Source organism: Halocatena halophila (assembly GCA_027563145.1).
Taxonomy (GTDB): Archaea; Halobacteriota; Halobacteria; order Halobacteriales; family Haloarculaceae; genus Halocatena; species Halocatena halophila.
The window spans coordinates 2471684-2491222 of record CP071306.1 but is presented as its reverse complement, the minus strand read 5'-3'; the positions used below and the strand labels follow the sequence as shown (position 1 = coordinate 2491222).

22 protein-coding genes and 1 CRISPR repeat array are annotated in these 19539 nt (G+C 53.6%); of the genes, 18 read left to right on the top strand and 4 right to left on the bottom strand.

Going from position 1 to position 19539, the window contains the following annotated elements:
- The first annotated feature begins 6 nt into the window (after nt 1–6).
- The 6 genes from JXQ78_RS13275 to JXQ78_RS13250 all read left to right on the top strand — a co-directional run bounded on the left by JXQ78_RS13275 (nt 7) and on the right by JXQ78_RS13250 (nt 5565).
- The gene (locus JXQ78_RS13275) at nt 7–267 is read left to right on the top strand and encodes a hypothetical protein (RefSeq protein ID WP_330631247.1); all 261 of its coding nucleotides are present in this window, start codon (nt 7–9) and stop codon (nt 265–267) included.
- A gap of 158 nt (nt 268–425) precedes the next feature.
- Entirely contained in the window at nt 426–2339 is a 1914-nt protein-coding gene (locus tag JXQ78_RS13270; protein ID WP_330631246.1) for a hypothetical protein, read from the top strand.
- Nucleotides 2339–3010 carry a hypothetical protein gene (locus JXQ78_RS13265; protein WP_330631245.1) on the top strand — a complete coding sequence of 224 codons (672 nt, stop codon included), beginning with the start codon at nt 2339–2341 and terminating at the stop codon, nt 3008–3010. Before JXQ78_RS13270 ends, JXQ78_RS13265 begins: the two co-directional genes overlap by 1 nt.
- A gap of 74 nt (nt 3011–3084) precedes the next feature.
- Complete coding sequence (locus JXQ78_RS13260; protein ID WP_330631244.1) at nt 3085–3591, top strand: hypothetical protein; 507 nt, start codon at nt 3085–3087, stop codon at nt 3589–3591.
- Between the two features lie 511 nt (nt 3592–4102).
- A complete protein-coding gene (locus JXQ78_RS13255; RefSeq protein ID WP_330631243.1) occupies nt 4103–5161 on the top strand; it encodes an outer membrane protein assembly factor BamB family protein in 1059 nt (352 codons plus the stop codon).
- Entirely contained in the window at nt 5158–5565 is a 408-nt protein-coding gene (locus JXQ78_RS13250; RefSeq protein ID WP_330631242.1) for a hypothetical protein, read from the top strand. The genes JXQ78_RS13255 and JXQ78_RS13250 overlap by 4 nt, the downstream gene beginning before the upstream one ends.
- Nucleotides 5566–5770: 205 nt before the next feature.
- Here JXQ78_RS13250 and JXQ78_RS13245 read toward each other — a convergent pair whose 3' ends face one another.
- Nucleotides 5771–5911: a hypothetical protein gene (locus JXQ78_RS13245; RefSeq protein ID WP_330631241.1), complete on the bottom strand. Its 141-nt coding sequence runs from the start codon at nt 5909–5911 to the stop codon at nt 5771–5773.
- Nucleotides 5912–5947: 36 nt separating this feature from the next.
- On the opposite strand from JXQ78_RS13245, the gene JXQ78_RS13240 reads away from it, so the two are divergent.
- The 3 genes from JXQ78_RS13240 (at nt 5948) to JXQ78_RS13230 (ending at nt 8191) form a co-directional block, all read left to right on the top strand.
- Nucleotides 5948–6454, top strand: coding sequence for a hypothetical protein (locus tag JXQ78_RS13240; RefSeq protein ID WP_330631240.1), 507 nt, complete (start codon nt 5948–5950; stop codon nt 6452–6454).
- Nucleotides 6455–7309: 855 nt separating this feature from the next.
- Nucleotides 7310–7909: a hypothetical protein gene (locus tag JXQ78_RS13235; RefSeq protein ID WP_330631239.1), complete on the top strand. Its 600-nt coding sequence runs from the start codon at nt 7310–7312 to the stop codon at nt 7907–7909.
- Nucleotides 7910–8002: 93 nt separating this feature from the next.
- Nucleotides 8003–8191 carry a hypothetical protein gene (locus JXQ78_RS13230; RefSeq protein ID WP_330631238.1) on the top strand — a complete coding sequence of 63 codons (189 nt, stop codon included), beginning with the start codon at nt 8003–8005 and terminating at the stop codon, nt 8189–8191.
- Nucleotides 8192–8299: 108 nt separating this feature from the next.
- Here the strand turns inward: JXQ78_RS13230 and JXQ78_RS13225 are convergent, their stop codons facing one another.
- Nucleotides 8300–9271 (bottom strand): DMT family transporter, encoded by a 972-nt coding sequence (locus JXQ78_RS13225; RefSeq protein WP_330631237.1) that lies wholly within the window; start codon nt 9269–9271, stop codon nt 8300–8302.
- Nucleotides 9268–9912, bottom strand: coding sequence for a nitroreductase family protein (locus JXQ78_RS13220; protein WP_330631236.1), 645 nt, complete (start codon nt 9910–9912; stop codon nt 9268–9270). Before JXQ78_RS13220 ends, JXQ78_RS13225 begins: the two co-directional genes overlap by 4 nt.
- A gap of 84 nt (nt 9913–9996) precedes the next feature.
- On the opposite strand from JXQ78_RS13220, the gene JXQ78_RS13215 reads away from it, so the two are divergent.
- The 6 genes from JXQ78_RS13215 to JXQ78_RS13190 all read left to right on the top strand — a co-directional run bounded on the left by JXQ78_RS13215 (nt 9997) and on the right by JXQ78_RS13190 (nt 16226).
- Nucleotides 9997–10632, top strand: a complete 636-nt coding sequence (locus JXQ78_RS13215; protein WP_330631235.1) for a helix-turn-helix domain-containing protein — start codon at nt 9997–9999, stop codon at nt 10630–10632.
- A 612-nt stretch (nt 10633–11244) separates the two neighbouring features.
- A CRISPR array of direct repeats spans nt 11245–11574; the repeat unit is 37 nt; unit sequence GTCACAGGACCCTAGAAACCCAATGCGGGATTGAAAC.
- Between the two features lie 459 nt (nt 11575–12033).
- Nucleotides 12034–12183, top strand: coding sequence for a hypothetical protein (locus tag JXQ78_RS13210; RefSeq protein WP_330631234.1), 150 nt, complete (start codon nt 12034–12036; stop codon nt 12181–12183).
- Entirely contained in the window at nt 12180–12593 is a 414-nt protein-coding gene (locus tag JXQ78_RS13205) for a type II toxin-antitoxin system VapC family toxin (protein WP_330631233.1), read from the top strand. The genes JXQ78_RS13210 and JXQ78_RS13205 overlap by 4 nt, the downstream gene beginning before the upstream one ends.
- Before the next feature lie 1539 nt (nt 12594–14132).
- Nucleotides 14133–14549 (top strand): DoxX family protein, encoded by a 417-nt coding sequence (locus tag JXQ78_RS13200; RefSeq protein ID WP_330631232.1) that lies wholly within the window; start codon nt 14133–14135, stop codon nt 14547–14549.
- 26 nt (nt 14550–14575) lie between these two features.
- On the top strand, nt 14576–15577 hold the full coding sequence (locus JXQ78_RS13195) for a glutathione S-transferase family protein (protein ID WP_330631231.1): 1002 nt from the start codon (nt 14576–14578) through the stop codon (nt 15575–15577).
- Nucleotides 15578–15860: 283 nt separating this feature from the next.
- Nucleotides 15861–16226 (top strand): winged helix-turn-helix transcriptional regulator, encoded by a 366-nt coding sequence (locus tag JXQ78_RS13190; RefSeq protein ID WP_330631230.1) that lies wholly within the window; start codon nt 15861–15863, stop codon nt 16224–16226.
- A 35-nt stretch (nt 16227–16261) separates the two neighbouring features.
- Here the strand turns inward: JXQ78_RS13190 and JXQ78_RS13185 are convergent, their stop codons facing one another.
- Complete coding sequence (locus JXQ78_RS13185) at nt 16262–16753, bottom strand: LabA-like NYN domain-containing protein (RefSeq protein WP_330631229.1); 492 nt, start codon at nt 16751–16753, stop codon at nt 16262–16264.
- Between the two features lie 313 nt (nt 16754–17066).
- On the opposite strand from JXQ78_RS13185, the gene dapA reads away from it, so the two are divergent.
- The 3 genes from dapA to JXQ78_RS13170 are packed head-to-tail and all read left to right on the top strand — an operon-like array spanning nt 17067 to nt 19536.
- Nucleotides 17067–17969: a 4-hydroxy-tetrahydrodipicolinate synthase gene (dapA, locus tag JXQ78_RS13180; protein WP_330631228.1), complete on the top strand. Its 903-nt coding sequence runs from the start codon at nt 17067–17069 to the stop codon at nt 17967–17969.
- Nucleotides 17966–18703: a 4-hydroxy-tetrahydrodipicolinate reductase gene (gene dapB / locus JXQ78_RS13175; protein ID WP_330631227.1), complete on the top strand. Its 738-nt coding sequence runs from the start codon at nt 17966–17968 to the stop codon at nt 18701–18703. Before dapA ends, dapB begins: the two co-directional genes overlap by 4 nt.
- Nucleotides 18700–19536 carry a 2,3,4,5-tetrahydropyridine-2,6-dicarboxylate N-succinyltransferase gene (locus JXQ78_RS13170; RefSeq protein ID WP_330631226.1) on the top strand — a complete coding sequence of 279 codons (837 nt, stop codon included), beginning with the start codon at nt 18700–18702 and terminating at the stop codon, nt 19534–19536. Before dapB ends, JXQ78_RS13170 begins: the two co-directional genes overlap by 4 nt.
- Nucleotides 19537–19539 lie beyond the last annotated feature (3 nt).

The following is a 19539-nucleotide window of genomic DNA, read 5'->3' as shown; positions in this document are numbered from 1 at the left end:
TGGAATATGCAAACGGCTGACTCCACACTGTCGGCCGAGCTTCTGGATATCAGCGCCGGCAGTCACGACCATCCTATTCGATGGTGGGGTGTGTTCGTCAGCTACGGCGGCTATGTAAAGCGCGTCACGAATGAAGGGCCCGTCACGACCTATGGACCGAATGATATGGCACTCGACAACTGGGTCATGTCGATGAATGGGTTGCTGAACAAGCCGTTACGACGCACGGCCCGAGCGCAATCGAGTTCGTGCAGTTCGGTGAGTTAGGAACGCTCCACGTGACAGCACCCATCGAGACGTGGAAACGGCGCCCGTGGGTTCAATCATATCGATCGGCTCTTGGAGGCTTATCCGGGTCGATACCTTAGGGTCATCATTATATCCTACAACTTCTGCAAATATATCTGATAATATATGGTCATTCTATGAGCAAAAAGCATTATGAAAGTAGTAATAATCATTATCAAGAACACAACTATTATATAATCAGTCAATATAAATTGATTTGTAGTAATCAAATGGAACCTACAAATAAGGGTGAAGGCGTAACACAGAACTCACAACGAGAGGACCGTGTGAATCGCCGATCGTACCTAAAGTTAGTTGGTGGCTCCGCTGTCGCCGGAATTGGCGGCGTGCCGGCCGTTCGTGGTGGGGATGGACTTCACCGGACACTAACGATCGAAGCAACAGGGACAAGGCAGAACTACGAGTTTACCGTTGAGGGCGATCTGGACAAGAGCACGGCGTTTGGTGGATCGATCGGCAGCGAGGACTTGATTTCTGGGAGTACGGCGTCGGGTATTGTTGCCGGTAGTGGCCGTGACAGTTACTCGTTCAGTGGTGAGATAACGTCGTGGTCTGGCGACTACGACGCACTGAATCTCTACTTGAACGGAGAAGAGCTCAATAATCATATCGCACTCAAAGGACCACCAGGAGAACGAGTCTCTTATCGAATGCGTGTGGATGGCGAGGTGTTGAAAAGCACTGATTTTAATGGAACCATTCAAGATTCAGACAAGATCTCTGGTCGGACGAAGGATTATGGGTTAGACACCAGCATACGTAACGAAGACGATCTCAATGGAGAGACTATCGTCGAAGGAGAGCTCAATGGAGGTACCGATAGCTATCTCTATTCGGGTGATGTTACTGACCTGAGAGCCGACGTTCTACTCGAGGTGTATATCAATGGAGACATTGTCAGATACTCTGATTTAGAGCGAGACATCATCACGATTGATGGATGTGGTTGTGAGACTGCTCGTGAGTATACGTTTACCGTTGAGACGGATGTCGCCAAAACGGATGCCTACAACGGCTCGATTAACAGCAGCGATACCATCGATGGCAGTGAGGTATCTGGTTCTGTTGTTGGGGGTCGTGATAGCTACGCCTACACTGGCGAGATACAATCGATTGATGTCCCTTCGAGTGTCCAAGTACTCAAAAACGGGACAGAAGTTACCCCTGGATCATTGCTTCCCGAGGAACAATTTGATCCTAGAACGCTACCCAACAAAATGACGATCAGTATAGATCGTCAAGAGCGTGTGGATTACGGCTTCAGTGTTACTGGTAATCTCGAAGTCGGTCCGCTCGGAAATTCCAGTTCCGGCGATCGAGCCGCTAACGGCTACGGGCGTGGCTACGGCGCTAACACCGGTGCTGATGAGTATCTGTACTGTGGCGAATTAGAGAGCATCAGCGACTTCACCTGTATCCAACTGGACGTTGACCGTCCAAACCAGCAGCTCATCGTTCGTGATCTCACTGATAGCTCCAATCCGCCGTATGGCTACGAGCTGACAGTCAGTGGAACACTTTCGAAAGATGACTCGAATAACAACGCAACAATCAACGGCAATTCAGTCTCTGGAAAGGTCTCCGGTAAAACCGATGTGTTCAATTTCACCGGAGAGCTCCTTGAAGTCATCTTCCCAACCTCGATCAAGGTGAAATTAGAAACGCCGTATCCACGATTGTCAGGTGAGAACCAATACCCAGACGCAACTGTCGAAAAACTCGCCATGGAATCACTCGTGGATCCGAACAAAGACCGTATCGTGTTCACCTCAACTGTGGTTGAGGACCGATTCGAACTGTACCTTGCACACGGTGTTAGCGCCGTTGATCAGGTACCATCTGTGATCCAACGAATCAGTGAACAAGTTGTTGTTGGTATCTCCGATCTCAAATGGGCAGATACCAATGTGATCCAGTTCTGGCGTGACGGCTACGACTGCACTCAGGAAATGACACTTAGCGACCTCATATACAAACCAGTTGTATCGGCTGAAACACCATACCCTGCTCCTAACGGAGGGGAAGAATAATGAGTGTTGGTGGGAGAATAAAATATGATCTCTGTAATGAGATTTCTCCAATGACTGCAAATATATTAGGAAAGTCATGGGTAGACTCACTTGCCAAACCAGCAGAAGCAATATGTGTAGCTATAAGAGCTTCCCAAAATCCACAAGATTGGGCAGAGGAAAATAAAGCTTGTGGCGATAATAGAGCAGTAAAACTTAAAATAGCACCCATAAAAGTGTCTACAAAGCACTTAGGAGGGCTTCCCTACTCCGAAATATGGGGTAATGAACCACCAGGACCCGCAGAAGAGTATCCCAACTCCGAAGTTTACTATACACTTGAACTCTGGCTGGGTTTTGAGATGTATGAGGATACAGGAAGGGTACAATGTATCTGGTTAGGTATTGACGGACCCGACGGAGATGGGGGTAAAGAAACAATTGCATGTGGAGGACTTCCATGTGATTTGAGAAGGATCCCAGTAGGGGATGTTCATACGTTAGTAGACGATGTTCTCAGTGATCTAGGCAATTGGGCGGATAACGGGTCTGCTATCGATCTTATTTTAACAGTCCTTAAGGCGGTATTATATATGATATTAGTAGCCGCAATCGTATATATAGCAATTAATGCCACAGCTATTGCCATAGCTGGAGGTGCAGTAGGAACAGCAATTGCTGGGTTAGGTTAACACCACCCTAGTAGAAACAACTTTTAATTTGGCTGTATTTGATATCCTAAGAAGACAAACTAAATCGCCACTATATGATTGTCACTAAAATCAGATCTGGAACAGTAACAATCACCGATGAGACTGTCCAGTTAAATACAAGTCCACTTGGTGCCCTAAAACGGCTCCATGAGCAAAATATACTCATTGTGCCTTTCCTGATTGTCATAATGGTGTTAGCTGTAGACACATCAATGTCGGATTCTTCACCAATTCAATATTTGGGTAAGTTTGTAGTTATCTTCGCCATTTCAGCAATAACTTTCGAGTATATATACAAATATATTGGCAACAGTATAAAAAATGCATCAGAAATCCCTCGTAATTCCATTAATCATATAGAATATACGACAGGGTCGAAGCTGCTCGCCCCAAAATTGTACATAGTCGTTGAAAAGGAAAAGAAGACGAAGAAGCGACCAGTCTTTTTATCCCTACAAAGCCTCGGGGGAGACCAAGAGCTAAAGAATGCAATCGAAGCGTTTGAAGAAGCCGGAATTGCCATTGTTCCAGCCGATGAAACGCCGGACGAGAACAGCTAATACTCACCTTCTATTTGCGGTGGCGAACGCTTCTGCCGATCGTGAATAACAGGTACCACCGGTGGACGCTCATCGCCGGCGACTTTCTTTCAGTCCAACTTGTGTGCATCAACGCACCAAATAGAGACTGGCTACCGAGACCAGTAATGTTGTAATTTCGAGTTTATATTACAGGGCCGATACGTCCAACCCCGCCTCACAGTAACAGATTGGAGCCCTTTCTGAATTGCACTTACGTATACGTCGGGAATTCATGATCAAACTCACGACGACCCATCCCCAAGGATGAGAATATATCGTATCCATGCATTGGAATCAACAGTCGCAACTTGAGGGGGGGCCCACGTCGCAACGGGCGCATTTCATAATGTCTCGAAACAGGTCACCCGTCACCCGCCGACAAGCACTCGCTGTCGGTGTGGGCGCAACAATCGGTAGTGTTACGCTTCCACAAGAGTGGTTCAAAAGTGCTCCCAATCTAACTACACAGCCCTCCGCCGGATCGTGGCCGATGGACCGGTATGACCCAGCACGAACAGGCTACGCGCCGGATGCAGACGGACCGATACAGACACCAGACATCTCATGGCAAGCTACGGTCGCAGACGAGGACGAATATGTGTCACAGCTTGTCTGTTCGACGGGGACAGTGTACGCCGCAACCGAATACACGCTGACCGCAGTCGCTGCTGAAACGGGGAAGCGACGCTGGCGAACGGAGAGCTTCGGAACGTTGCTCGACTACGATAAGCCACTCGTGGTCAAGGCCGGTCCTAGCCTCGGCAATGAACAGTTGCTCCTTGGTTCCTTGCCTAATCTGTATGCTGTCGATCAGACAGATGGGAGTGCACGATGGAAGCATACATTGAGAGGCAATGTTAGATCGATACTCCTTGTCGGAAATACCGTGTACGCCGTCACAGGGATCGGCGACAACGGCAGCCTCATAGCCATCGATGTTCACTCGGGACTCAAACGCTGGAAAACAGAGCCGAGCCAGGGGATTCGCCCATACGCCTACGCCCAAGAGTACGTTGTTGGGCAGGTCATTGACCACGATCAGTCGATCGGTGCTGTTGATGTTTCCACCGGAGCGAGAGCATGGAAACGATCTATTAAGATCAGTAATCCCCTCTATCAGCCCAGCCTGTGTATCGCGAATGGGATTGTCTACTGCGGAACCGGACCACTGTATGCGCTGAATCTTACGGACGGGAGCACCCGCTGGTCGTACCCACTTGGGACCAATGACGCCAACATTGAACCGGTATCCGATGGGTCCATAGTCTATTTTGTGCTCAATGACAGCGTCCATGCGCTCGATGCAGAAACCGGCAAGTTGCGGTGGCGTGTCGATCTTTCCGGCGTGGCGAGTATACCGACACTCACCGATGGAACGCTCTACGTTGGGCTCGAAGATGGTCTCGCCGCACTCGACAGTACAACTGGGAACGAACGATTCCGGGTGACAATATCCAATCCAGGGACAGTAAGTACTTCACCGATCATTGCAGGTGGAACTGTGTATCTCGCAGTCGACCAGACACTCTACGCTCTTACGTCCCAATGAGTGTGCTCAACCGCCTGCAGAACGAATTCAATGGCTTTGGCCGGGTCCTCGCACTCTGGTTCGCGTTCGAATACTCGCTGGGTAATGGGATTGCAATGGTCCTCGATGTAGCCCTTCCCAATCAGCCAGTAAGCGGGATCAGTATGCTTGTCGCAGTTGGTGCTACCTACATTGTGCAGTGGTGGTATCCCGACGTTCGATTACGAACGGTCTGGCCATTTGCCCTCACAATGATATTCGTATTCTTCGGGCTGACACTTCTCAATCCGGTGATGATAGATGGCCGAACAGGAGGGACGATCTATTACACTGTGGAAGCTGGCCTTAGCTGGATCGCAGCACTGTCATTGAGCTGTGTTGTCGTGTGGACCAACTGGCCGGAGGTCCTTCCAATACGTGAATAATGTCATAAACCAGATAGGACTGGAAATCATCGTCTTATTTTGCCAATCAATGCATGATCCCTTCCAATTATGACCAGAGCAGTAGCAATTTACTCCAGAATTAGCCCTATTATTCTATATAATAATATTTTAGATTTCAAGGGATAAACCAGTAGCTCCCCAATCCCGATTTGCTTTTTCATCGACGTGAGCACATCGTTCATCGTCACCCACGATCATCGCCGTAGGTGTCCGTAAAGAACACCTGTACGAGATAGTTGATCAATCGCCACAGCGAGTACAGCAAGCAGGCAAACTCGGAACAGAAAAATCGGAGTACGAAGTCCTTCGAAGTCGTTTTCGCCATGAACTACCTGATATGTTATTGAGTAGTAGTGATTCCATGAAATCCACCAAGGTCGCTGCTGGTACAGTAACGATTACAGATGAGACCATACAGATCGATCTCAGTCCATTTACGTCGTTTAAGCGTCTTTTTGAACAAAGCAAGCTTATTGGTGCCTTCTTTATCGGAGGATATCTGATGACAGTTCTTATCTTTGTATTCGATCCATCTCCATACTTTCAAACCCTTTCAAAATTTGTCCTTATCTTTTCCATCGTAGGCCCACCGATCGCCATTATTGTACAGAAGCTCAGAAATGATATAGCGTCAGCTTCAGAGATCCAACGTTCAACCGTCAGTCACGTCGAGTACACTGGGGGGTCGCGGCTATTCCCAATGCTCCGTATTATTGTCGAGGACGGCAAAAAAACGGGGGCACGACCAGTCCCACTATCTCATCAACGGCTCGGAGGCGACAAACAGTTAGAGAACGCTATCACAGCGTTTGAAGAGGCCGGGATTTCCGTTGTTCCAGCCGACGAAACACCGGACGAGAACAGCTAACTACCCTACTTGTTGCTCTAGTGTAACAGCGGTGTCTCCAAACAACCCGATACGGCGATATCGTCGAAACAGATAGGTGAGGGAAATGAAAACCTCCGGCCAGAGATACGAGAAAAGAAAGCCAACAAGGATTGCTATCCCCCCCATCGAACCCCACAGCCAGTGATTCGGTGACCAGGGCGCATCACTGCGACTGAGTTTCCGAGCGTCAAGCCACAAACAACAGACGAACGCTGGTGTAAGAAAGACAGACGTAATAATCAAGAATCCACCAGAGAGAATTGCAATCCCGGAAAGCGGAAGGGTCTGAAGGGTCTGCTGTTCCAAAAATGGAATTACAACCAACCAGCCTATCGCTTTGAAAATCGGGATGGAGATACCATACCACCAGTTCGAATAATAGTCACGTGTATCCACAGCATTCCATTCAATTGGATATATGATGAACATGTTGATAGTGATCTGACCCAATCACCGCCGGTGAGTGAATTTCAGAAGACCAGTCAATTTTCTGAATCAATCGGCAGATATTGGTGAAAACCATGTCGATGCGGTCACCGAGTTTAGTCGGTCGTACGGCGGCTACAGGGTGTATCTCCCGGTTCAACGCAGCAACGACAGTGACGGTTCTGAGCAATCACATAATTCTATGGAAATCTAACACATACGAAAGTTTATAACGGAAGCGGAAGGCACAGAGAGTAGGGGACGCCAGCCCCGTGTAAGGTGTGCGTCATCGAAAGGCGCGCCGGGTGCTAGGACACCCGACGCTGGGGTTCCCTGGAATGGAAAACCCATGAAGGGAATAACGCTGCGGTACTGTAATCCTGTCGTATCGTCAATGACTGCCACACAGTGCGCTCGCTGTGGTCAGCCGGTGGCTCGGCCGCGGGCGCACGCGACCGGGTGCCCGTCGTGGAGGGTTGGCTCGTGAGCCTCCCACAGTTCAGTTTCCGAACGACGGACGGACAGATCAGCACGCTCGAAGGAATTGAGGATCGTGAAGAGCTTTCCTCTGCTGAGCTGCACCACGTGGTGGATATCGCTGAGAACTGCTGGTGTCGGCCCTGTCAGTCAACGGAATGTACGCACAGCCGTCAAGTTGAGGAGGTGCTGGCGATCGCTGATCTGAGCGAGCGCTCGGGCAGTGGTCCGGATGAGCTTCCGTCCCTGGATCGGATTACTCGGTTTCGATCGCAGGGTGAGACGATCTACACCGCCTGGTTCGATAATGATGCTCGGTTGCGGGCGCACGAACAACGGAGCGGTGACATAACGCTGTTGGCGTTTTCTCCCGATCGTCCGGAGGATCCGGCGCGAGCACAGACGCAGGACGAAGCAGTGTCTGCCGCGAGCTGTTTGCTAGAGGCTGTCGTTCCGCTCTGTGAGGCTCGATCGACCGAGGAACTTCCAGCGATCCTCCAGTTGTTGGTTTCTCCAACGAACTGCGAATAACCTCTATGGAGGAATTTTTCGAAACCGCGTGTGGCTAGAGTCACCCACCGCGAGCGCAGCGAGCGGCCTTTTTTCATCAACGTTTTTTGCCTGATGGGTGGTAAGCGGAGCGAACCCGAGTCGAAAAAAGGTTGGACGGTGACGTTGTTGGCGTCTTCTCCCGATCGTCCGGAGGATCCGGCACGGGCGCAGACGCAGGACGAGGCTATCTCGGCTGCGAGCTGTTTGCTAGAGGCTGTCGTTCCGTTCTGTGAAGCACGATCAACCGAGGAACTCCCATGATCCTCCAGTTGCTAGTCTCTCCAACGCACTGCGACTAACCTCCTCAGTGGAATTTTTCAAATCAGAAAGGTCAAATATTATCCATCGAAAGCGGAGCGAGAAGTGGAATCAGCCGTTTGTTGGGGCAGCTGTTGACTCTCTATCTCCCCTGGGGTCGCCAAGTGTGAGGAGGCCAACGCCGACCGCAATCAGGACACCACCGACGGCAAGCCCTTGTGGTGGGGCCTCCCCAAGCAAAAGGACGGCAATGGGGACGCCGACAATGGCGCCGACCGAGCCGAGTAGGCTGAGATAGACTGGACCTCCGGTCTTCTGGAGAACAAAGTACAGGAGATATAGGACGGAGAACACCGCCGTTTGGGCGAGAATCAGGAGGGGAGTCACGAGGTGATCCATTGAGACGGTGAGGGAGAATCCGGCCATTCCCCCACTCCCCGAGAAGGTCTCCACGATCGCGCCGACAAGGAGGAGCATGACTCCAGAGGCGGCAAGCATACCGGGAGCAAGCTCATCGGGGCCGACTCCCTCCGGCCAGCGGGCTGTCCGATAGATGTTGCCACCAGCAAGGAAAATGGGGGCGGTGAGCGTCACAGCGACCCAGAACGCGTCTACGTCCGGCTCAGAGAGCTTGAGGACGCTGAGCAGGACAGCACCACCCAGTGCGAGCACGACACCAACTGCTCGACGAACACGAAACCGCTCCATACCGAGGAGGAGCGCGCCGAGGTATGTCAACAGCGGCGGGAAGGCAATCGAGAGCGCGACGAAGCCGGCCCCAACGTGGGGGACGGCGGCAAAGGAGAGAAGGTTGGGCGCAGCGAACCCGATGAGACCTGCGACCACGAAGTACTCTATGGTGCGGGCGTTGAGTGGGGGAAGTCGGTGACGAACAACGCCGACACCAGTGAGGACGACCGTGGCCCCGACGACCGACCACGCGAGAAAGGCCAAGGGATCGAGACCGGCCCCGGCGGCGAGTTTGGCGAGATTAGTTGAAATACCAAGGAAAGCACTCGCTCCGAGAAGGGAAGCGAGCGGGACCGCCCACGAACGGCGGGATACCGTGTCAGGTCGAATCATCGCGTCTCCTCACCTCCATTGTCACAGCCATCAAACGCTCCGTCGATAACAATGTCTGTCAGGGGCTTTCGGTCGCTTGGCGCTTCGCGCGCTTGCATCTCAGGTGGGAGTGTCTCCGGCGATCCTCGTACACCGATTGCAGCCATCGCTTCGATAGCGTAGTCCGCTGGAAGTGAGAGGACTACTGCTGCCTGCTCATAATCAAAGCCACCGATCCCATGGACGACCAACCCCCGTCTTGCTCCTTCGAGCGCCATGTTTTCCCACGCGGCACCAGTGTCAAACGAATGCGTTTGCGAAGGGTCACCGTTGTAGTCGAACGTTGTTTTCGAGACGATCACGACAAGCACACCCGCCCGCTTAGCCCATCTCCTGTTTTCCTCCGAGAGAAGGTTGAAATAGTCCTCCCAGTGATCACTGTCTCTGGTTGCATAGAGGAACCGCCAGGGCTGGTTGTTGTACGATGACGGAGCCCACCTAGCCGCCTCGAATAGCGGCATGAACTCGGCTTCGTCCACGGGATCGCCTGTCATCGATCGCGGCGACCAGCGATTCACGAACAGTGGGGCGATATCGTACTTTGGAGACCGATGCTCGCGGACGTCGGTGCGGATCTCATGGTGCGGATTCTGCACAACCATGTTTAGAGAGTAGACGAGAAGTTACCGTGAGTTCACGCGTGAATTACTTTCTGCCTTTAAGTGACACAACAGTCAACGATAGCTATGCCTCGCATACAGGTACGGATCAACGGTGCGCCGGTGGAAGACTGGTTGGCCGACACCTCAACTAAATTCCCGGACGCTGAATTCAAAGTGCTGGCGACCCTGCCCATGGACGAGCGCTTATTCGAAATCGTCGAAGTAACAACGCCGGACAGGGACACTCTCGTTCGTCATTTCGAGGACGCACCCGAGGTGCGATCGTATGAGGTGATTCATACCGATGACCAGATGGTACTAATCCAGTTCATGGTCTCTGTCTCGGAGACGTATACGGCGCTCCGTGCTGCGGGAATTCCCCTCCGATATCCTGCTCACCTCCAGGATGGATGGTTTTCTAAGGAGATAACGTCCTCACAAGATCGGTTGGCGGAGTACACGGACGAGTTAGACGCTGCTGACATTCCGTACGAAATTATGTCATTATCTCAATCGCATGAATCGAGCGAGTTGCTCACGGAACGCCAATGGGAATTCGTTACAGCAGCGGTCGAGCACGGCTTCTACAATACTCCCCGAGATTGCACGCTCACCGATCTGGCAGAGACGCTCGACATCAATCTATCAGCGATGAGTCGCTTGCGTCACCGAGCTGAAAGTCGTATCATCTTGGCGTTCGTCACCGAGGCGGCACCGTAGTCAAGACAGCCGAGCAGTTACGCGAACGAGTTTCTGAGCTCGAATCGTATCGCGCATCGAACGAACGGGACAAGGTCGAGATCTGACAGGACGACTAACAACAACATCGGAATTTTTGATTCCACGAGTGGCCAGGATCACTCACCGCGAGCGGAGCGAGCGGTCTTTTTTGGTCCAGATTTTTTGATTGAGTGGTGCACGTAGTGCACCCGAAATCAAAAAAGGTGGGAGTGCAGCGAGTGAGAGCAGGCGAGTCACAGTTCACGCGAACGGAGTGAGTGTGAGCAAGTGAGACGAGCACCGCGAGTCTCACCCAGCGCGACCAGCGAGAGCGACCGTCTCGCCAGGGGCGAGTGGTGAGCGGAGCGAACCCGAGCGGAAAAACGTTGAAGTACAGGTTTATTGGGTTTACCGGTACCAGCGGTACATTGACGTATGTCGGGCAATGAGAGCAGACGTGAACTCGGCGTCTGGATGTGAGTTCGGTGGAACGACGGCGTAGCCTTCGTGGACCTTTATAAAGTCTGTGTACAGGGGGGGTCCACGAAGACGACCCTCACTCTCGCCGGTGGAGAAACGATTATAGGGCCAATACTCCAATAATCACCCCCTGTCACAGGACCCTAGAAACCCAATGCGGGATTGAAACATGACGCCTCGCGAATTCGATCGCCGCGCAGGAATCGTCACAGGACCCTAGAAACCCAATGCGGGATTGAAACTGTCGTTAGCGGCCTCCTCGCCGTAGATGACAGCCTCGTCACAGGACCCTAGAAACCCAATGCGGGATTGAAACCCAAAGTCACCGCTGACGATATCGGGGACTGGGAGGGTCACAGGACCCTAGAAACCCAATGCGGGATTGAAACTTCCCCGTCCCACAGGCAAGCTCGGCTGTTACGAATGTCGCAGCACCCTAGAAACCCAACACGGGATTGAAACAATTGGAGATGGCTGCAACTATTCGAGATAGCACTCCAGACAGTATGCTGAAATAGGTGTTGAAAGGATACCTGCGTTACCATAGGGTCGAAGGTGGTGGCTCGAATGTGCGGATCCAGCGGAGAGAGCCATTTGGATGTGAGTAGATCCATCGAGTCAGCGATAGTATCCCTTTCCGACCGTGAGGATGTCGATACACGTGACGAACCACACTGATCAACGACGAGCACCGACGGCTGGCCTCACGTATGTGTTCTGCCGGACAGACTGAGACAGATGCCTGAACTGCTCGAAGCAGCTGATTCAATGCCCTACGAGCAAGTGGCTGGTGGACAGCTGTTTGATCTTACTACGTCGGGAACGCAGATCAGAGGGCATCTGTTCATCGGCTACAGGATCCGCTATAGAGAACGCTAGAGCGGAGAAACTGATTTACAGGTCGCTCTGTAACTGCCACTAATGGGAAGTTACGCAAGAGCGCCGAGCTGGGACGATAAGCATGCGAATGAGAGTGACGGGCGACAACTGGGAGACGTGCTTTCGGGCCAATTTGCGGATGTTGACATTGATTCAGTGGAGGCAGTGCGCGACGAACGGAATCCAGAATGAAACTTTTTGTTGATACTAATATCTTTGTTGCCAGTCTAACTGACGAACCGTCACGAGGAGAAATTGCAACACGATTGCTTAACGAGGATCACGACTTCTGTACATCGATTATCAACCTCATGGAGCTTCGATCTGTGCTGACAAAGAAAAATCACATTGAACAAGAGCGTGTTGAGGAAGTGTTATCGGATATCTACAACCGAGTCGATATCTATGCCCCCGAGATAAGCGATCACATCACTGCCTACGAATTACAACGAGACAATTTACTCTATGCCATGGACTGTATCTTGCTTGCCTTAGCGGACGATGTGGACGCGACACTGGTAACCTTCGATGGAGAACTTCTCGATCACGGTGGCGTCGCTCCAGAAACAGTGCTCGAAGACGACTCCTCGACAGGCCAGTAATCAGTCGAGTAAGAGTCCCAGAAACTCCGTCTATATCTCTACCTTATCGCCAGAACCACTTAAACGAAGAAGTACACTCGAACCGGTTTCGCGACGAGATCGTCATACCCTCACGCGGGCGCGGACGAACATCCCACGCAGCAGACACCATTGCTCGCCGGCAGTTCGATGAGGATTCGCTCCCGGAGGGGTTCGAGGTCCTCGTCGTTGAGCCAGCTGATATCTATGCAGTGCTGGAAACGTTTCGATGATACGACGACCCGACGCGTCGATCATCCACCACTGCGAGCAACGTGATATCGACGCAGTGGTGAGCTTCGATTCAGCTTCGAACGCTCAGTGAGCATGTCCTGTCAGTATCTTACGCCAGTGACGGCGTCTACGGAGGTAACAAATGGGATAACGGAGCGACTCGACGCAGGTGCGTTGTGTACACGGAATTGTGGCTGTAGTACTCTGCACCGGGGTGAACGCCGGCTGGATTTACCTGTTCCAGCGGAACATTGACGTACATCGGACAGTGAGAGCAGACGTGAATTCGGAGTCTGGATGTGGGTTCGGTGGAACGACGGCGTGACCTTCGTGGACCTTTATAAAATCAGTGTACAGGGGGGGTCCACGAAGACGGTCCTGATTCTCGCCGGTGCAGAAACGATTATAGGGCCTATACTCCAACAATCACCCCCTGTTGCAATACCCTAGAAACCCAAAGCGGGATTGAAACCATCGCCGCGTTGTGGATCTGCGCGACCGTTGGAGACGTTGCAATACCCTAGAAACCCAAAGCGGGATTGAAACCGTCAGGCATCTGCACGGGGCTTTCCACTCCGTCAGTTGCAATACCCTAGAAACCCAAAAGCGGGATTGAAACCATCAGGCCGCTCGTGAGCACTGCGAATATTCATGGGTTGCAATACCCTAGAAACCCAAAGCGGGATTGAAACACTGCTCCTCTTGCTCCGCAAGCCAGTCGCTGAGGTCGCAGTACCCTGGAAACCCAATGCGGGATTGAAACACCTTCTCCAAATCGATTAGCCGGTTTCATATCTGGTCGCAGTACCCCAGAAACCCAGCACGGGATTGAAACACATCGATATGATCGCCGATAAAGACGATTGTATCAGTCGCAGTTCCCTAGAACTATAACCTCGGGAGAGTCGATTCATGAGTATCCTGCATACTGATATCGCACAGGAGTGGCTGCCTGTACCCCTCGGACTGCTCGTCTCTCCAGCACACGACGACTTCCCACCACACGGAATTTTTCCAGACCGTATATGACCAGCAACACCCACCGCGAGCTTCGCTCGCGACCTTTTTTCATCAACGTTTTTTCCGGGAGGGGTGAGCTTTGCTCACCCCTCCCTCAAAAAAGGTTGTGGTGTAGGCCACTACACCTGCTGTCCCCCGCCATACCTGATATCATATATGTTGCCTGAATTATAACTATAGACACACAGAAGAACAGACTGTGATGAACGCACTGCACACAACAAAACCGATTCGACAACCAATCGCGACAAAAACAGAGGTCAGACAATGACCCTCGCAGCCGAACTCACGGACGTGCTGTTTCTCGTAGGGCGGGTGCTCTTCGCCGCGGTGCTGGGCTATCTGGCGCTTGGTAATCTACTCGACCTTGAGGGAACAGTTGGCTACGCACAGAGCAAGGGCGCGCCGTTCCCCTCTATCTCCGTCCCACTCAGCAGTGGACTGGTGGTGATTGGGGCGATGTCGATACTGGTTGGAGCGTATCCACTCGTTGGTGGGCTCATCATCGGTGGATTCCTGACAATCATCACCCCGATCATGCACGACTTCTGGAACGCCGATGGGATGGACCGACAGACCGAACAGATAAGCTTCCTGAAAAACGTGGGACTGGCTGGTGGAGCGCTGCTCCTGGCGAGCCTCGCGAGTACAGACTGGCCGTACGCGCTCGGCATCGGCCTGTAACCACGCCGAAAATTCACCACACTCCAATGGGACAACTCATCAACGGCAACTGGATGACCGAAACCGAACTGACCGAGAACCCCAACCGAACACGAACGCCAACGACGTTCAGAAACACGCTCGGGAGTACTGAATTCCCGACCGAATCAAATCGCTATCACCTGTACGCATCACGAGCCTGCCCGTGGGCACACGGGGTGATGCTCGTTCGATCACTGCTCGGCCTCGAAGACGAGATCTCCATGGACATCGTGGATCCCCACCGCCAATCCGATGGCTGGGCGTTCACACCCGAAAAACCGGGCTGTACCCGCGATAGCCAGGAAATCGCCACCCCGAACGAAAACGCAATCCACTCTGGCTCGTATCTCCGCGACATCTACACCAGGGCCGATCCGACCTACACCGGGAACGTTACCGTCCCCGTGCTGTGGGACACTGAATCCGAAACGATCGTCAACAACGAATCGATCGAGATCATGCGACAGCTCGCAGTCGAATACGCCCAATTCGGTGGGAATGAACTGTATCCGGCCGAACAGCGCGAACGGATCGATGCCACGATCGATGAACTGTACAAATCGGTCAACACCGCGGTCTATCGAGTTGGCTTTGCCGACAGCCAGAGTGAATACGACGGTGCCGTCCACGAGCTGTTCAACGCGCTTGAGGAGTACGACTCCCGGCTCTCCGAACGCCGGTTTCTCGTCGGCGAGGGGCTCACCCTGGCCGATCTGCGGCTGTTCACCACACTCGTGCGATTCGATCCCGTCTACTACACGCATTTCAAATGCACCCGCAAACGACTCGTCGAATACGAACATCTCTGGGGCTTTACCAGGGACCTCTATCAGCTCCAGGGCGTCGCTCGCACGGTGAATATGGACCACATCAAAGAACACTACTACCGAAGCCACACCGACCGAAACCCGTCCGGACTCATCCCCCTCGGTGGCGTCCCTCCGTTTCGATCACCTCACCAGCGCAACTCTCTCCCCGGGACAACCGGCTTTGACGAGCACCACTAGTCGTTCCGAGAAACGGACCGTCCGCAGGACAGCACAAACGAGAGAAACCCCGGATAACAGAACACTCGTCCAATCCACAAACGGATTATTTTATTCGATAATATTTCACCAGAGATCGAACAGATACCATGAATAGCATATAGGAATAGTCCAAAATATCGTTGCAGAAACCTGTAGTTCGCCTTCTCCAACAGTGGTATCACCTCACACCCCACAGTTTAATCCGTATTTATTTGAATTTCCACTGCCCTTATCTATTTTTGGAAACAACCTGGTTGTGTTAATGGCGAGAAACGACCGCGAATTGGAGATTCAAGCACGCAACGAGAGTGCGTGTCCGTCGGTTCGCTCGTTCAATGAGATCGGAGAGATCTGGCGACTCAACATCCTCCACGCATTGATGGACGAGGAGATGCGATTTAACGAGTTGAAGCGAGCAACGAACGCACGTTCACGGACCCTCTCGAACGCGCTCGACTCGCTCCGTGAAAACGGATACGTCGACCGACGCAGTGAACAGGCCGCCCCGATCGCCGTCTACTACAGCCTCTCTGAGAAGGGTCAGGCCCTCAAGCCAGTCTTTGATGAACTTGCCGAGTGGGCAGACCAGTGGATCGATGGGGCGTCAGCCGACGAAACCGAACCGTAAACGAAGGACCACGAATCTGCAAGACAACGCAGCGCTTACAACAGAAACTCCTCCTCACCGAGATTGACGAACGAATCGGCAGCATCGATGAGATCTTCGGCCGTTGAGGGCTCGAAGCTCATCACTTCGACGCGAACGCCCTCGTGGCGGAGATGCCAGCAAAGACGGGTGAAATCCCCGTCGCCGGTACACAACACGATCGAATCGACGTGTGAGGCGAGCGTGATCGAATCGAGACTCAACCCAACGTCCCAGTCAGCCTTTTTCGTGCCGTCTTCGAACGTCTTGAGATCCTTGATCTTGGTCTCGAAGCCAATATCGTCGAGCGCTTCGAAAAACCGCTCTTCGTCCGGCGAATGCGCACGAATCACGTAGGCAATTGCTCTGACGAGTTCGCGGTCGTTCACGGCACGTTCAAGCACGGCAGCGTAGTCAACGTTCCGCGAGAAGAGACTATGAGCACTGTGATAGAGATTCTGCGCGTCTGCAAGGACGGCAACGCGCTGGCCCGAATGGTATGGCGCCATATTCAGACTCCCTTGGCGAGGTGGTTAGTCCTTGGTATTTGGCTCTGAATCGGTGACTATCACCGGCTATGACACGCGACACGGGTAGTGGCAGCTTTTGGGGGGTGACGCAATCGATAATACCGGCGGGGACCGAACGTGTAGTATGGACGCCATCACATCCAGGGTTGCAGGCGGGTGTGAGCGGCTGGTGCGGCGGACAAAAACTAAACGACCCTGAGATGGGTCTGTGGCGGGTTGGGACCCCGTCGCGGGCTATTTTTTGACCGATTGAACTGTACTGCGACCGTCACAGCAGCCACCAACCGAACGAATGTCACACACACCATACACCGGCGTCTTTCCAGCTCTCACGACGCCATTTACCGAATCGCTCGATATCGACCATCAACAGCTCGCCAACGACGTTCGACGGCTCGAATCCGCCGGCGTCGATGGCCTCGTTCCGGTCGGAACGACCGGCGAGAGTGCCACGCTCACCCACGACGAACACGTGGCCGTGATCGAAACTGTCGTCGAAGCAGCAACGGACGTGCCCGTTATCGCCGGCGCAGGATCGAACGCTACACACGAAGCACTCGATCTCGCCGGGCGTGCGGCTGACGCCGGCGCAGATGGCTTGCTGTTGATTTCGCCCTACTACAACAATCCGGAGCCGGCTGGCATGGAAGAACACTTCCGAACGATCGCCGATGGCGTTGATCTCCCACAGATCGTCTACAACGTTCCCAGCAGAACGGGTCGATCGATGGCGATCGAAACCGTCCGCTCGCTGGCAAGTCACGAAAACGTAGTGGGCTATAAGGCAGCCAGCGGGGATACCAACCGAATCTCCGAAATCATCGAGTACACGAGAGCCGAGAACTTCGCGGTGCTCTCGGGTGATGACGCCATGACGGTTCCGCTCTGTTCGATCGGTGCGAGCGGCTGTATCAGCGTAGGGGCAAACGTTGTTCCAGAGCGACTGACAGCGATGGTTCACGCCGCACTCGACGGTGATTTTGACACGGCGCGAACGCTCCATCACGAGCTCGGCGAGCTGTTTCGGTTACTGTTCGTTGAGACGAATCCAATCCCGGTCGTGGCCGCAATGGCGTACTGTGGATACGCCCCCGAACGCGTTCGATCACCGCTGTCGACGCTCTCCGACGAACACCGACCGGCACTCGAATCGGCGCTCGAATCACTCGAACAGCCCCAGGAGATCAGCCAATGACGATCGTCGTCACCGGGGCAAGTGGCAAGCTAGGAACCGCCATCAGAGACGCGGCCGCCGAGCGCGATATCGAAACGATTGCCTGCTCGCGTTCTCTTGACGGGTCGATTGAGCCCGCCGAGCTGGAGCGCCACCTCGAAGAGCGCACCCCCGCCGCAGTGATCGACGTATCGGTCCCAGAGCGGACACACGAAGTGATCGACGCCTGTGTGGCAACCAAAACACCGCTCGTCATCGGCACGACTGGCTTTGCGGTCGAGGCGAGCGAACGGTTCGACCGGGCCAGTGAACAGATTCCGCTGTTGAAAGCGAGCAACTTCGCGCGTGGTGTCCACGCGTTAGAAACCCTCGTCCGTGAGGCAGTCGGTCTCCTCGAATCGTACGACATCGAGCTGACCGAAACCCACCACAACCGCAAGCGCGACGCCCCGAGCGGGACGGCAAAGAGCCTGCTCGAAACGATCGAAGCAGAGCGCGAACTCGATGATCGAGTGTTCGGACGGGAGGGACACCAGCCGCGATCCGACGGTAACATCGGCGTCCATGTCCGTCGGGCGGGATCGATCCACGGCGAGCATGAGATACTGCTCGCTGGAAACGACGAGGCGCTGACAATCACGCACCGTGCAGAAAGCCGCCGCGTGTTCGCAGCGGGCGCTCTCGATAGCGCGCGCTGGCTGGCCGATCGACCGGCTGGTCGGTATGCGTTTTCAGAGGTAGTAGCTGAGCAATGAGTACACTCGAATCTGACATTGAATCCCTGTGGAATCGACACGAAACCGAATCACTCTCGGCCGAGAGAGCCGGACGCGAGGAGCTGTCCACGCTCGATGCGTTTCTCGACGCGCTCGAAGACGGCTCCGTCCGAGCGGCGCACAAGCGCGATGGCGAATGGGTGGCCAACGAATGGGTAAAACGCGGAATTTTGCTGAACTTCGTCTGTCGGGCTATCGACGTGCAGCATTCGAGCGCCGTCGACTATCACGACGTGCTCGGACTCAGATCAACCGACGACCTCCCCGCACGTGGCACGCGAAACACGCCTGATGGTACCGTGATCCGCCGAGGCGCGGCGATTGGAAGCGACGCAATTCTGATGAGTCCCGCATTCGTCAACGTCGGCGCACACGTTGGCGATGGAACGCTTATCGACTCCTGTGACACGGTTGGTTCATGCGCACAGATAGGTGCCAACGTGAAGCTCGGGGCGAACACGCTGATCGGTGGCGTGTTAGAGCCGGTCGAGAGCGCACCCGTGATCGTCGAGAACGACGTTGCCGTCGGTGCCGGCTGTCGAATCACATCCGGGTTCGTCGTCGGCGAGGGCTGTGTGATCGGCGAGAACACGCTGTTGACACCCAGAATTCCGGTGTACGATCTCGTCGACGAGGAGATTTACTACGGACACCTCCCACCAGAACGCCGTGCATTCACCCGCTTTGTCGAATCCAGCGTTGGTGAACACGACCTGTTCGATGGGGGAGCGTTTAAGCCAGCCGTCGTGGCGACCGACATCGAGGCGACGACGCTCTCTGGCACGGAGCGCGAGGCGCTGTTACGATCGTAGCCA

Excerpts from the sequence above, each read along its gene's own strand:
- JXQ78_RS13275 (WP_330631247.1), top strand. The coding sequence starts at position 7 with ATGCAAACGGCTGACTCCACACTGTCGGCCGAGCTTCTGGATATCAGC.
- JXQ78_RS13270 (WP_330631246.1), top strand. The coding sequence starts at position 426 with ATGAGCAAAAAGCATTATGAAAGTAGTAATAATCATTATCAAGAACAC.
- JXQ78_RS13265 (WP_330631245.1), top strand. The coding sequence starts at position 2,339 with ATGAGTGTTGGTGGGAGAATAAAATATGATCTCTGTAATGAGATTTCT.
- JXQ78_RS13260 (WP_330631244.1), top strand. The coding sequence starts at position 3,085 with ATGATTGTCACTAAAATCAGATCTGGAACAGTAACAATCACCGATGAG.
- JXQ78_RS13255 (WP_330631243.1), top strand. The coding sequence starts at position 4,103 with ATGGACCGGTATGACCCAGCACGAACAGGCTACGCGCCGGATGCAGAC.
- JXQ78_RS13250 (WP_330631242.1), top strand. The coding sequence starts at position 5,158 with ATGAGTGTGCTCAACCGCCTGCAGAACGAATTCAATGGCTTTGGCCGG.
- JXQ78_RS13245 (WP_330631241.1), bottom strand. The coding sequence starts at position 5,911 with ATGGCGAAAACGACTTCGAAGGACTTCGTACTCCGATTTTTCTGTTCC.
- JXQ78_RS13240 (WP_330631240.1), top strand. The coding sequence starts at position 5,948 with ATGAAATCCACCAAGGTCGCTGCTGGTACAGTAACGATTACAGATGAG.
- JXQ78_RS13230 (WP_330631238.1), top strand. The coding sequence starts at position 8,003 with ATGGGTGGTAAGCGGAGCGAACCCGAGTCGAAAAAAGGTTGGACGGTG.
- JXQ78_RS13225 (WP_330631237.1), bottom strand. The coding sequence starts at position 9,271 with ATGATTCGACCTGACACGGTATCCCGCCGTTCGTGGGCGGTCCCGCTC.
- JXQ78_RS13220 (WP_330631236.1), bottom strand. The coding sequence starts at position 9,912 with ATGGTTGTGCAGAATCCGCACCATGAGATCCGCACCGACGTCCGCGAG.
- JXQ78_RS13215 (WP_330631235.1), top strand. The coding sequence starts at position 9,997 with ATGCCTCGCATACAGGTACGGATCAACGGTGCGCCGGTGGAAGACTGG.
- JXQ78_RS13210 (WP_330631234.1), top strand. The coding sequence starts at position 12,034 with ATGGGAAGTTACGCAAGAGCGCCGAGCTGGGACGATAAGCATGCGAAT.
- JXQ78_RS13205 (WP_330631233.1), top strand. The coding sequence starts at position 12,180 with ATGAAACTTTTTGTTGATACTAATATCTTTGTTGCCAGTCTAACTGAC.
- JXQ78_RS13200 (WP_330631232.1), top strand. The coding sequence starts at position 14,133 with ATGACCCTCGCAGCCGAACTCACGGACGTGCTGTTTCTCGTAGGGCGG.
- JXQ78_RS13195 (WP_330631231.1), top strand. The coding sequence starts at position 14,576 with ATGGGACAACTCATCAACGGCAACTGGATGACCGAAACCGAACTGACC.
- JXQ78_RS13190 (WP_330631230.1), top strand. The coding sequence starts at position 15,861 with ATGGCGAGAAACGACCGCGAATTGGAGATTCAAGCACGCAACGAGAGT.
- JXQ78_RS13185 (WP_330631229.1), bottom strand. The coding sequence starts at position 16,753 with ATGGCGCCATACCATTCGGGCCAGCGCGTTGCCGTCCTTGCAGACGCG.
- dapA (WP_330631228.1), top strand. The coding sequence starts at position 17,067 with ATGTCACACACACCATACACCGGCGTCTTTCCAGCTCTCACGACGCCA.
- dapB (WP_330631227.1), top strand. The coding sequence starts at position 17,966 with ATGACGATCGTCGTCACCGGGGCAAGTGGCAAGCTAGGAACCGCCATC.
- JXQ78_RS13170 (WP_330631226.1), top strand. The coding sequence starts at position 18,700 with ATGAGTACACTCGAATCTGACATTGAATCCCTGTGGAATCGACACGAA.